This is a genomic window from Enterocloster alcoholdehydrogenati, from assembly GCF_013282095.1.
Lineage (GTDB): Bacteria > Bacillota > Clostridia > Lachnospirales > Lachnospiraceae > Enterocloster > Enterocloster alcoholdehydrogenati.
The window spans coordinates 1-12,356 of the sequence record NZ_BLTJ01000004.1 but is presented as its reverse complement, the minus strand read 5'-3'; the positions used below and the strand labels follow the sequence as shown (position 1 = coordinate 12,356).

Genomic DNA, 12,356 nt, shown 5'->3' with positions numbered 1-12,356 from the left:
TTTAATAATACCCACATTTTTTATCACTCCTAACTTTCCACCAAATCTTTTGCAGGGGTCGTCTGCTGTTTGATTATCATTTCATGCTTTTCTGTGAGCTTTGCCTGCTGTTCGATTGTTTCCATGTAGTCTGTACCGTTTCCCTTATCAATCTTTTTCAGCATTTTCAAGGTTGGTGCTACCTGCCTTTGTACCCACCGCAATGTACGGTCTAAGGTGTAAGGCTCTGGCTTTGTCGTCAGCTTCAAGCTCTGTCTGTTATCGCCAATAAACCAAGCCCAGCGGTCATTGAGTTTCCAGTCATTTTTTCGCTTGTCTGGTTCTTCATCAACAAACCGCACATACTGATTGATGATAGAAAATGCGGTCTGCTCTGCGTCATAATAAGTCAGCAAATCTCGTACTGCATAATAGGCTCGTTCATTCCGAAGCCGTATCTCAAAACGGTTGATAATGTCTGCTTCTTCCAGCGGTGTCCCTAACTTGACGTACTGCTCATAGTCCTTTTCATAGATACAGAAATATACATCAGATTTCAGCGAACCAAGATAAAGGGTACGTCCCATATATTCTCTGTCGTCCTCTCTGTGCTTGATAAGCTCGCCCGACTGATAAAACTTATAGCTTCTGGACTTTCCAATATATTCCCGTTTCCTGCATTTTTCCGCAAGCTCTGGAATATCCAAAATGCCCGTATGGTCGTTGATAGCAAGGTCGATACGCTTCATCACGCCACCGTCTACGAGTGCGTCCATGAGAAAGTCATACCAGCTTCTTTGTTGTGCTAACAGGTAACTTTCAAACTGCCTGCAACCACGCCCCTTTAACTCTAAAAGGACACCTTTTTCTTCGTCAGCCGACGTATAGATAAAGATGTCCCCTAAAGAATAATGCTCCGTATAACTGTAATGTCCGTAATCTTCATGGAGCATATAATTGATATTCAGTTTTAATATATCTTTGATGATGTGCTGTATATCCAGCGTGGGAAAACGAATTTTCACATAATCAAACAGCATGGTAAGCGGTGCTTCTGGATTGAACCTTGCCAGTTCCTTATGCAGAGTTTCCAGAAGTTCCTTTGACGGCTTCATTTTTCCGCTTTCTATCTTGTTGAGATATTCCCTTGTGATACCAGAAGCCACCGCCAGCCTGCCTTGTGAGATACCGTAAGCAATCCGTTTCTCCCGTAATTCTTTTATCCATTGTTCTTCATTCAGAACCATACCCCCAATCTGTCAAGTGTGAAGTTTTTTAAGGCGACTTCACAACTGATTTTTGCTAGGAAACCATGCCAGAAGCCTTATGTTTCCTATGTTTTTTGTCTTTTGTCTATTTGCAAACGTACCCCTCTGTTAGATACCGAGGGGTTTTACCTGCTGGCGTGGCTTACGCCACACCAGCAACGGCTAGTCCGTGCCGTCGCCTTTCGCTTCGCACGTCGCCGTCCCGTCCTGCCTTGCTTGTGCAAGAGAGCCGATAGTCTGCAAAAAATCATGTCCTTTCGGGACTAAAGGCGTGTAAAACTCACTGATAACGCTTGTTCCCACATCACAATAGCCACGCCCCTTGATACGCTTCTGAAAAAACTGTTTTTTCACATCTGAACCGAACAGCATACCGTAACCTAATTCGCTGATACGCCCCAAGCCCACACGGAAATTGAAGTTATCTCTGATACCGTCCGAGAAATACTTTGCGTCTGGACGCTGGCAGGCAACGATAAGGAAATAACCTGCTTGTCGTCCTAACATAACGATTTTCTTTAACTGGCTAAGTAAGCTCACACTTTCTTTCGTCCCCAGCATTTCAAAAAATGCTACATATTCATCAAAGATAAGAAAGCAGGGTGGCAGTCCCAGATAGGCATAGTTTTCGCCCGTCTTATAGTTCGGGTGTTGCTTCATTTCCTCACTTCGCTGTACCATGCCCTCATAAAAGGCATTGACACAGTCTATCATTTCTTCTTTGGTGTGATACACATTTCCCATAACTGTTCCTAAGTCTGCTAAGTCCGCATTTTTCGGGTCTAAGATGTAAAGGACAGCGTTAGTATGCAGTAAGGCTTCAATGAGCGTCAGCAGAAAATACGTTTTACCGCCACCAGTCCCACCAGCAATCAGAGCGTGAGGGAGTGCGTCATATTCCCAGACAAGATTTTTCATCAGTCTAAGACAGCCGTTTTCTGCCCGTACTTCATCAATGGTAATGCGGTTCGCTATCATATCATAAAGCAGGGTATATTCGATATAACCGTCATGTAAGGTCTTGTCGGTCAGTTCGCAATACAAGCCACTTTCCAATTTATCCTCTAACCGTAAAAGCTGGTCTTGATATTTCCCCAGCGTAATTTCACAGCGGATATGAAGCAGTCCCTTTTCCATTTGATAATAAATCTTTGGAAACCAGACGATTTTTTCCCTTGATCTGCTTTGCAGGTCAGTAAAAAAACCGCTGTCTTGTACGGTATCAGCTTCATACCACTTATTTTCCAGTACCATTCTTGCCAGCTTTTGACGGTGCAGGAGCTTCTTGAAACCGTCGTAACAAAAGCGGTAATATAGAAAAGCGACCAATGCACAAACACCAGTCGCTATCAGTATGGTTATGAAGTTGTAAGGGGAAAGCGTCAAGCCGTTCTCTAACAAGCTGAAATGCTCCCAATCGGTACACATGAGCTGTTTGATATTGAGTAACAAGAGAACCGCCACGAATACAAACAGAAGCGTCCCTATGGAAAAATGATAGACAAGGTGTTTGTCGCTGGCTCTGATACGGTGTCCTTTGTTCCAAATCTTACGCATAAATCAATCACTCCTTTCTGGGTATGAAAAAAACAGTCAATCCTAAGACTAACTGCTTTTTCATTACTATTCATTAAAAATCTTCTGAGTCCAACACTTTATATCCAGCCTCAATTAACGCTTGTGCAAACAGACCTTGACCTTTTATCAATTTTCCCGTAAAACTACCATCATAAATATTTTTGACTGCACAAGTTGGGCTTCTTGATTGCAGAATAACTAAGTCTATTTCCACACTTTTTATTTCATTTAAAGCCAACTGTACCGCATGACGATATTCCTCATCAACAATATTTCCATTTATATCCATGACAATACCATTTACTATTTCCGCACTAGGACGTGGTGTAGGCATATTCGCTAATAATTCTGGACAAATCTCGATAACCTCTTTGTCTTTTAGAAACTCTACAACTTTCGGATTGAGATTATTCCCACCGTTATATTTGCAGTTTTTTCCCATGATACATGAACTAACTAATACTTTCATAGATAAGCACCTCACAATTTATCCTAATTATATCATTCAACGAATTACCTCACAATAAAAATCTAATCTCTAATTTTGTTTTTTCGGCTGTCCCTGCGTGTTATTATTCTGTGGATTGCCTGCGTTCTGGTTGCCTTTATTCTTCAAGACAATATCCTCTGCCTTTACATACCAGTCCACATCTGCACCACCAAACGTCTTTCTTGATACCGTATCGGCTACGGGATTGACAAGCTCCACGACTGCATTGTAAGGAAATTCCCTTAACGGTACTTCTGGCGGTACAGACACGGGGATAATTCCACCATGCAGACTGCACTTCAAATCATAGATACGCTTTTTAAGCTGGGTACTCGGTGTTCCGTCCTCATTCTGCAAGAACACATCACGCACCGCTGTAAATTTTAATTCTCCAAATGTTTTCTCTTTGTCAATAACAAAACCGTTTGATAATCTCATAAATTCTTCACTCCTTTACTTTTCTTCAACTGCTATAATATCATCAGCAACTAACACATAATCGGTATGTCCCATATCCCCGATTGCGTAACCTCTGCCGTATAACTTCGGATTGACAAGTTTTACTTTCTGCTCATACTTGAACTTCTTTTCGCCTGCCTGCACGGGAATTTCTACGACAACATTTTCGCCTTTCTGTACGTCAGAATAAAGGTTATAGCTTCGTCTGGCTAAGACCCTGCGGTTATTTTTATCTCTTTCAAAGACTGGCTCACTTTCGCCTGCAAATTCAAGAGTTCCAAAAGACTGTGCCATATCTGGCACGACATATTTCATTTCCATATTGTTTTACCTCGTTTCTTTCTATATTTGATAAGTTTTTTGATTGTGATTTCTTATTCTGGCGGTTTGGGAAGTACCAGCAATCCCCCAGATAGTAAAGGGTAAAATCAATGCTTACGCACCCTTGACTATCCGTGTTCTTGCAGGTTGTAGGCAGACAAGCCAGAATAAGCGGAAGTCTGCCGTTTGACCGATTCGGCGGAGAGCGTGATTTTTCTTTCTTCATACCGTTACTGCCTTATGATTTCTTCATTTTACGGCGTTTGTAGAAGAAGATACCTGCCAGCCCAGCACCAGAAGTCATAAGAAGTGCAAGCAGTCCGTAAAGGTTGGTGTTATCGCCCGTTTTGGGACTGTCGCTAGGTCTGTTAGGCTTTTCTGGTGTCGGTGGCGTTTCGGGTTTTTCTGGTTCTTCTGACTTTTCCTTAAAGGTAATCGTCTGTCCCTTATCCTCAATATCCTTATGCTCGGTAACTTTCTTCGGCTCGTCTGGATTGCTCAAATCATATAATTCTTCAAAAGTTACAAGCTGTTTGCCGTCAAGAGAAGTAGCGTCAAACGTAAAAGCAACTTCCACTTTCATAGTTTTGCTGTCAGCGGTAAACGTATAATCGCTTTCCACACGCTTTCCATTGATAAGAAGTTCTGCATTTTCTTCTTTCAACATCTGCCAGCCCACAAGTTTGTACTGTGTACCGATTTCTAAGCCCTCTAAGGTTACGGTATCAATGATTGTAACGTCTTTTCCTGCTTCAAGCTCTTTGTTGCCGTCCTTATCGGTAGCGGTCGTATGTATCTTGATGATACGCTCTGTGATAAGTACCGTTTGCCCGTCGTCCTCAATGTCTTTGTGTTCTGCAACTTTTACGGGTTCGTCTGGATTGCTTAAATCATACAATTCTTCAAAGGTAACAAGGTTTTTGCCACCTAAAGCAGACGCATTGAATGTATAGGAAATTTCCACTTTCATTTCCTCATCATCAGCGACAAAGGTATAATCGTTTTCTACACGTTTCCCGTCAATAAGAAGTTCTGCGTTTTCTTCCTTTAACATCTGCCAGCCTTTGAGCTGATATTTTGTGCCTTTTGTAAGTCCGTCCAATTTTACAGTATCAACAATCGTAATCTCTTTTCCTGCAAGGATAGTTTTTTCGCCGTCCTTGCTGGTCGCTGTGGTATGGATAGAAATTTCTTTTTCGTATTCATCAGTCAGCGTTCCTAAATCAATCACAAGGTTATTTCTTGATACCACGATTTCAAAAGGTGGGATAAGTTCAAAGCCTTTGTTACTATCAGAGCGTAATTCTTCAATGATGTAGGTATCATAAGGTAATGCACCCTTGCTGTCGTCTGGTTCAGAAGTTCCAAACCATACACCGTCCTCGCTTGTCTTGCCTGCGTTAGTATTGTGCTTATGTGAAGCCCATTCAGAAGAAGTGGAGAACTGCCCGTTATCATCAGTTACCACAACATGATTTTCGCCCGTTGTCTTGCTTGTGATCCTAAAGGGAACATCAGCAAGACGCTTGTGTGTGCCTGCACCGATTTTTACACCCTCAATATCTCCACGCTTAATCTGATTGTAGATAGAATGGGCTTCGTCGGTTAAGTCCACGATTTTTCCGTTTTCTGTGATTGTAAAATCAATCGGTTTCGCACCGTCAGTTAAGTAACCGTCGGGAGCTTCACTTTCAACGATACGGAAGTTTCCATAAGGTAAAAGGTCAGCAGAAGTAGAAGCGACACCCTCAAGGTCTGTATGAATAGTCTTTACCACTTCATTTTTCTTGTATAACTTGCCCTCAACCAAAACAGAATTATCATTTAAGGAAATGATGTCAAAAGCAGTATCTTTCAAAGTGGCACTTCCTTGTGGCTTTGTATCGCTCGTTTCTAAATCTCGTTTCTGAATTTTCACACCGCCACGGATAACCTTGTCTGATACGGAAAACTGGTTACTTCCAGATAGTACGGCAAGGTCGCCGTCCTCGGTAATCTGTGTTACATATAAGCCCTTAATCTGTTCGGACTTATCGCCAGCCTGCATATATGCACCGTCTAACAAGTAACCGTTTGGAGCTTTTGTTTCCTCAACGGTTAGTGTCCCAAGTGGAAGAACCGCTTTGCCGTCCTGCATATAGAAGCTGTCGCCAGATACCTTGTATGCGTCCGTTAATTTTGTGATGTAATGAGTTGTCCCGTCGCTGTCAGTTTCAGCGATTGTCTTTGTAACCCATGTACGAGTAGCTTCGGCAGGGAGATTGTCTTTGTTATAGAAGCCAGCATAATACTTCCATGTAAATTCCGCACCTGCTAAAGAAGCGTTCCCCTGCGGATTGTCTTTCTGTGTTTCCATATCAATCTTGAAAAGCTCAATCAAAGTGTCCGTTACTTTCGGTGTATCTGATACTTTCAAGGTTGCTGTCTTTCCAGCTTCAACCTTTAAGGAATATACAGTTTTATCCACTTTATATCCTGCTGGTGCGGATAATTCCTTGATATAGACTGTGCCTGCTTTTACCTCTACAATATCTGTATTTCCGTTTTCATCAGTCGTAAGGGTGGCAAGCTGTTTCGTGCAGTCCTTATCAGAAAAGACACCGTATGTCGCACCAGCGACAGAGTAATTTCCGTTACCGTCTGTAATGCTGGTATTACTGGAAGTCTTTTGCAGTTTCGCATTTCCGACATTCAGCTTCGCCCAGAATTGTCCCAATTCCTGCCCCTCGCCAGAGTAGATATAACCGCCACATTCATAGCGTCCCTTATTCTCTTTGACAAAGGCTTTTGCACCAGCGAAAACTTCGTCCTGCGTAGCCTTTGGAATTTCATCATAAGAAGCTCGCACGTTATCACATTGCCAGCCAAGATGTACGCTCAATCTCTGCCAGACTACAAGCTGTCTTAAAAGGTAAGCGTGATTTTTGCTTATTCCGCTGTGGCTGTCTGTGTACTGTTTTACATATTCGATAGATAAGGCAACGTCGCTTATCTGGTCGATACTCATGCGTGAGCTTGCGTCAGCTCTGGTCTTGTAGCCATTCTTAAAATCTGTATTGATGTCGATACAGTAAGCGTCCTCGCCCTCAACGGTTAAATGTCCCTCATTAAAGGTAGAACCAATCGAACCGTCATTCATTACTTTTTCAACGATACCGACACGCTCTTTTGACTCCGTCCAGTATTGCTTACTTTCTGCATGAACGGGTGTAGTCGGTAAAGCAGTAACGACAGTTGCAAGAGCTAAGAAGCCCGTACACAATCGTTTCCATGTCTTTTTCATAAATCTAATGCTCCTTTCATTTTGGGTAATAAAATAGCCGTCCAATAAGAACGGCTGGAAATAGAAAAGGAACGTCATGTTAGGCGTTCCATAGTCTATGAAATATTCAATTTTTTATACTGATGTGTTACTCATCAAAATCTCAAATCAAGGTTATTTGACACCAATTTTGACACCAAATTTTTGTATATTGACGATTTTTGATGAAATGTGATAAATTCATAAAACCCGTGAAAAGCCTGTAAATAGGCACTTTACGGCACTCTATGAACTAAGACAAAAGCTACGCTGTAATAACAAGAGTTGAGTGCTAATAATTTCTAAAATATTTGTGAAGTTGACTCTTCTTTTTTTACAAGAGTTCCGAAAAAAATGCCAAAGCCAATCCCTGTCCCCAGCCCTGGATCCAGTCTCTGGTAATTTTTCTGTATCCATCCCGATCCCTCATCACTGCCGTTCCTGCAGATACATTCATCACCTTTCCGCTGGAAGCTATCTGAGGAATAATACCGTCAAGAGCCCTTTGTATATATTTTTTATGGAAAATATTTCCCTTTACCACCATAGCCGCACTGATGCCGCAAGAGGCAGAAACTTCCTCATAGGATTCCGAGTCATCTAAAATGGTTCTCCACAGGCCATGTTTCGTCTGAATCCCCTTTAATGCAGTCAACTGCTCATCCAGCGCTCCCGAAATATCCATATACTGGGGATAAAGATAGTTTTCCGGTAGGAATTTTCCCACACAAGCCATAGTATAAGCAGCCCATGCATTGGCTCTTCCCCAGTAGATCCCTGACATATGGTCCTTTGTTTTATTATTGTACCCATGGTACCATAGTCCAGAATCCTTATTTTGTAAATACTTAATATGCCAATAATACTGATTTAATGCATCATTGATCAAATCCTCGTTCCCTTCCTTTACACCCATTCGCAGCATAAAATAGGCTGCCATAAACAAAGTGTCTGCCCAGCACTGCTCCGGAAAATCATTTCCGGTTGAAACCGTGTGCTGCAAAACTGCATCGCCAAAACGCGGAGCTTCATTTTGCAGATAACCAATCTTACTCTTTAGCAACTCCCAGTACCCCTCATCCCCAGTTGCATCATACAGATTAATCAGACAATGGCCCATGGCACAGCTGTTCACCGTCCACTGCTCAGGAATACCTAGGCAGATAAATTCATCGATACGACTTTTTAAAAGTTCCAGATACTCCTCTTTTTTCGTCTTTTCATATGCCCTGCAGACACCATAATACGCAACTCCGCACTGCCAATTCCAGGCCATATCCATTTCCATAGTGCGTTTTACGATACGATCTATCATTTCCTCTATCTGCGTTCTGTTAAAATCTATCATCATTCTTGACCTCTATTCCCTGCCTGCCAGCGCTTTTTGAATTGCTGCTACCAGATCCGTACTGGATTTTTCTATATAATCAAACTGTTCCTCCTGGCGGTTTCCCCCACAGACTGCTTTGTGACCGCCAAATTGCTGCCAGTGATCTTCCGGCGGTTCAAATTTCACCGATTCCTTCATATGCCGAAATTTCTGTGCAAATAATTTCTTTAGTTCTCCAGCCATCCATCCTGCAACACGATATGCCCCATATTCACAGGTATGCGTATAATCTCCCGGATGAAAATATCTGCAGGATTTTCCCGCTCCTTCCCTAAAAATCAAGTTTTTAGAATACTCATGAAGATCTATAACAAAAACAGCTTCCTTTTCCCCAACATTCCGTACCGCCTGAGCATGGGCTCCCAAAAGTTCCAGATACCGCCCTTCCTTAGACCAGATATTCCGGCTCAGAGGTGTCACAAGAACCGGTTGTGCCCCAAATTCCCGAACATCTTCTATGAAACGCCTGAGATTTTCAGGATATTCTCTGTCTGCCAGCAAATGAGGTAATTTCTGGTCATTATGGCCAAACTGAAATAGAACCATATCGTCAGGATGAATCCGCTGTTTAATCAGATCCATATGCCCTTCCGAACGAAACGTTTCTGTGGTTAATCCCGAATGTGCTTGATTATCTAACGCTATAGGATCTGCTAAAAATGCAGGCAGACATTGTCCCCAGGAAGAAAAGACAGCTCCCGGATCATATGGGATCACTCCCGGCTGATCCGTAACTGTAGAATCTCCGGCCAGCCATATCACTGGTACCTGTTCCTTTGCGCCATAGCATTCCACTATCTCTATTGCCTCCGGATTCTGAGTGCAAATTGTAATAAACAGCCGCTCTGCATGGTATATTCGATCAAAATGACGCGGAACAATAGGAGCTAGGTTTTGAAAATACGTTCCCTCAAATTTCTGACCTTTCTTTAGCGTAAGAATCTCCCTTAACTGCTTTCTTCCCGTAAACACATATAGCATCTTCACATCTGTTAGGGCTCTGAAAGCAATATGAATCTTCCATGTGCCCGGATCTAAGACTTCCGAAAAAAAAACTAACAGGAAACATCCCACCAGCACAGCCTCCTCCATAGAACTGAAAACCGTCTGTCAGCTCTGGAATCCCAAGCTCAGGCTCTTTTTCTGCCAGTGTACGGTCAAAAAGAGATAATACAATCCTCTTATCCATTTTCCTCCCGCTCCTTTCTCTCATAAGCCCTCTTTACCACATTCCACGCAAGTTTCCGGCTCCTGTGATCCGAACCTATCAGGCCTTTTAGGTTATACCCCTTTTGCAGCACATTGGCTCTGCGCATGGATGCATAATCATAGAGAATCCATGGTGTAATTCCACGGATAAATGGATATGAAAATAGAATCTCAAACTGTTTTTCATAAATAGCGGCCTGACACTCCTCTGTATAGACCTGGGTCGCTGAGCCACGAATCCCCAGAGCTGCCTCTGCTCCTGTCTCCGTTACGATAATAGGTTTCTCTCCATCATAATGATCCAATATATCTCTAAGCTCGCCATAATCTTTTAAATACCAACCGTAATACTCATTGATTCCCGCCACATCCAGACAGGACAGCAGCCGGTCTTTAATCCGATGGGTTTCTACATCTATCAGACAGGCCGCTCCAATCAGACGGCTCTGATCCAGTTCTCTTGCCGTATCTACTAAGGTTTTCATAAAATGATATCTGGCATCTGTATCCGGATTCTCATTTCCCACAGACCAAATGATTACGCTGGCGCGGTTCCAATCCCGCAGAATTAACTCACAAAGCTGCCCCTTTGCATCTGCCATGGTTTTGGGGTTTTCAAATTCCAGCGCCCAGTACACCGGTATTTCTTCCCACAACATAATTCCCATCCGGTCCGCCAGTTTTGCCATTCTCTCGTTATGAGGATAGTGAGTAAGCCTCAGAAAATTACAGCCCAGTTCTTTAGCCGCTTTAAGTGTTTCCTCCATCTCATCCTCTGTCATGGAACGCAGATGGATAGCACTTTCTTCATGTACGCACATTCCCCGTAAAAATATCTGTTTTCCATTTAAAAAGATCTGACGGTTTTGAGACGTAATCCGTCTGAATCCAACCGTATCCCGGAATACATCGTTGCCGCAGGAAACCGTTACATGATAAAGGAACGGCTGTTCCGGACTCCACAGCTTTAAACAGCTCTCATCTATATCAAGGCAGCCTGCAGCTTTCCATTCTCCGTTTTCTCCCTTTTCGCAGCGAACCTTCCAGCCCTGCCCCAACTCCTTGATCACAATCTCGGCCTCTTTTTCAATCATTTCTCCGCTGTTTACAGAAAGGTACAATCGGTATTCCAGGGTTTGTTCTTTATCTGGTGAAAGCTGAAGAAAAACACTACGTATACAGATATCCGGCGTTTCTATCAGTTCTACTCCCCTATGGATTCCGCCATAGTTAAACCAGTCATAGTGGACAGATGGCACCTGTTCCCCCTTTCTGGTATTGTCGGCAAGGATCATCAGTCGATTTCCCTGACTCTTCAAATATTCTGTAATCTCTGCTGCAAAGGGAGTAAATCCTCCCAGATGACGTCCAAGATATACACTGTTAAGCCAGATTCTAGTTTCATAATTAGCAGCTTCCATTCGTAAAAATACACGTTTTTTCGGTTTCCTCTCATAATCAAAGATTGTAAAATAAATGCCAGGACCTTCATACAGCGCATATTCCGCTTTCTGATTATTCCATACTCCGGGTACTGAAACAGTATCCCATTTTTCAAAATCAAAATCATAGGGCAAAGGCAGGCCATCCCTGTTCACCCTGGTTTCTTCAAACCAGCGGCTCCTTACCATGCTGTTAAATACATCAGGGCAAAAGTGCCATTCTCCGTTTAAAGATACTACTGGCCGGTTTCCCGCAGTCGGCAAAAGTTCTCCTGAAATCCTATTCCCATCCTGATAAGCCTGATCATAATCATAGATCAGAATATTATCAAATCCTTCATCAAAACGTCTTTTCTCTTTCATATCTGGCTCCTTTAAAAATACACAAGGGACTGTCGAAAACAGGCAGTCCCTCATCGCTGGCTTTATGCTGACATCAATCACTATAAAATTTAACCCTTAACACCGCCGGCTGCAATACCGTCGATGAAAGCGTCCTGTGCACAGAAGAATACTACCAGGGAAGGAATAATGGAGATCAGGGACATTGCCAGGATTCTGTTCCACTGGAAGCCTACGTCTCCGTCCATGGACATACGCAGGTATACGGAGTTGGTATATTTCTGCATATCTGCGATATAGATTAAAGGTCCCTGGAAGTCATTGTTGGTCCACATGAACTGGAACAGCGCACAGGATACCAGGGATGGCTTTAACATTGGCACAATCACATACCACAGAGTCTTTAAGGTGTTGCAGCCGTCAATCTTTGCAGCCTCCTCCAGCTCCTTCGGAACGCCTCTTAAGAACTGGATCAGCATGAATACAAAATAGGTATCCGCCGCAAATAAGGATGGGATCACCAGCGGAAGGTAGGTATTTACCCATTTCCAGTTATTGAACATAATGTACTGCGGCG

The 12,356-nt window shown here is 42.9% G+C and carries 11 protein-coding genes; all 11 read right to left on the bottom strand.

Annotated features, from left to right (window positions below; translation table 11 throughout):
* Positions 1-29 precede the first annotated feature (29 nt).
* Complete coding sequence (mobT, locus tag HW447_RS05570) at positions 30-1,226, bottom strand: MobT family relaxase (RefSeq protein ID WP_023921737.1); 1,197 nt, start codon at positions 1,224-1,226, stop codon at positions 30-32.
* Between the two features lie 183 nt (positions 1,227-1,409).
* Positions 1,410-2,804 (bottom strand): FtsK/SpoIIIE domain-containing protein, encoded by a 1,395-nt coding sequence (locus HW447_RS05565; RefSeq protein ID WP_117508784.1) that lies wholly within the window; start codon positions 2,802-2,804, stop codon positions 1,410-1,412.
* Between the two features lie 73 nt (positions 2,805-2,877).
* Positions 2,878-3,294, bottom strand: coding sequence for a DUF523 domain-containing protein (locus HW447_RS05560; protein WP_117508783.1), 417 nt, complete (start codon positions 3,292-3,294; stop codon positions 2,878-2,880).
* A gap of 69 nt (positions 3,295-3,363) precedes the next feature.
* A complete protein-coding gene (locus HW447_RS05555) occupies positions 3,364-3,753 on the bottom strand; it encodes a YdcP family protein (RefSeq protein WP_009319862.1) in 390 nt (129 codons plus the stop codon).
* Positions 3,754-3,768: 15 nt separating this feature from the next.
* The gene (locus HW447_RS05550; RefSeq protein WP_117508782.1) at positions 3,769-4,095 is read right to left on the bottom strand and encodes a YdcP family protein; all 327 of its coding nucleotides are present in this window, start codon (positions 4,093-4,095) and stop codon (positions 3,769-3,771) included.
* Positions 4,096-4,333: 238 nt separating this feature from the next.
* Positions 4,334-7,378: an SrtB-anchored collagen-binding adhesin gene (locus tag HW447_RS05545; RefSeq protein WP_117508780.1), complete on the bottom strand. Its 3,045-nt coding sequence runs from the start codon at positions 7,376-7,378 to the stop codon at positions 4,334-4,336.
* A gap of 352 nt (positions 7,379-7,730) precedes the next feature.
* Positions 7,731-8,711, bottom strand: a complete 981-nt coding sequence (locus HW447_RS05540) for a glycoside hydrolase family 88/105 protein (protein WP_243176220.1) — start codon at positions 8,709-8,711, stop codon at positions 7,731-7,733.
* A gap of 45 nt (positions 8,712-8,756) precedes the next feature.
* Positions 8,757-9,581, bottom strand: a complete 825-nt coding sequence (locus tag HW447_RS05535) for a rhamnogalacturonan acetylesterase (protein ID WP_176254345.1) — start codon at positions 9,579-9,581, stop codon at positions 8,757-8,759.
* A 115-nt stretch (positions 9,582-9,696) separates the two neighbouring features.
* The gene (locus HW447_RS05530) at positions 9,697-9,975 is read right to left on the bottom strand and encodes a hypothetical protein (RefSeq protein ID WP_176254344.1); all 279 of its coding nucleotides are present in this window, start codon (positions 9,973-9,975) and stop codon (positions 9,697-9,699) included.
* Entirely contained in the window at positions 9,968-11,800 is a 1,833-nt protein-coding gene (locus HW447_RS05525) for a glycoside hydrolase family 2 protein (RefSeq protein WP_176254343.1), read from the bottom strand. The genes HW447_RS05530 and HW447_RS05525 overlap by 8 nt, the downstream gene beginning before the upstream one ends.
* Positions 11,801-11,889: 89 nt before the next feature.
* Positions 11,890-12,356: carbohydrate ABC transporter permease (locus HW447_RS05520; protein ID WP_176254342.1), on the bottom strand; the 467-nt coding region annotated here is incomplete at its 5' end.

Excerpts from the sequence above, each read along its gene's own strand:
- HW447_RS05555 (WP_009319862.1), bottom strand. The coding sequence starts at position 3,753 with ATGAGATTATCAAACGGTTTTGTTATTGACAAAGAGAAAACATTTGGA.
- HW447_RS05560 (WP_117508783.1), bottom strand. The coding sequence starts at position 3,294 with ATGAAAGTATTAGTTAGTTCATGTATCATGGGAAAAAACTGCAAATAT.
- mobT (WP_023921737.1), bottom strand. The coding sequence starts at position 1,226 with ATGGTTCTGAATGAAGAACAATGGATAAAAGAATTACGGGAGAAACGG.
- HW447_RS05530 (WP_176254344.1), bottom strand. The coding sequence starts at position 9,975 with ATGGATAAGAGGATTGTATTATCTCTTTTTGACCGTACACTGGCAGAA.
- HW447_RS05525 (WP_176254343.1), bottom strand. The coding sequence starts at position 11,800 with ATGAAAGAGAAAAGACGTTTTGATGAAGGATTTGATAATATTCTGATC.
- HW447_RS05565 (WP_117508784.1), bottom strand. The coding sequence starts at position 2,804 with ATGCGTAAGATTTGGAACAAAGGACACCGTATCAGAGCCAGCGACAAA.
- HW447_RS05545 (WP_117508780.1), bottom strand. The coding sequence starts at position 7,378 with ATGAAAAAGACATGGAAACGATTGTGTACGGGCTTCTTAGCTCTTGCA.
- HW447_RS05540 (WP_243176220.1), bottom strand. The coding sequence starts at position 8,711 with ATGATAGATCGTATCGTAAAACGCACTATGGAAATGGATATGGCCTGG.
- HW447_RS05550 (WP_117508782.1), bottom strand. The coding sequence starts at position 4,095 with ATGGAAATGAAATATGTCGTGCCAGATATGGCACAGTCTTTTGGAACT.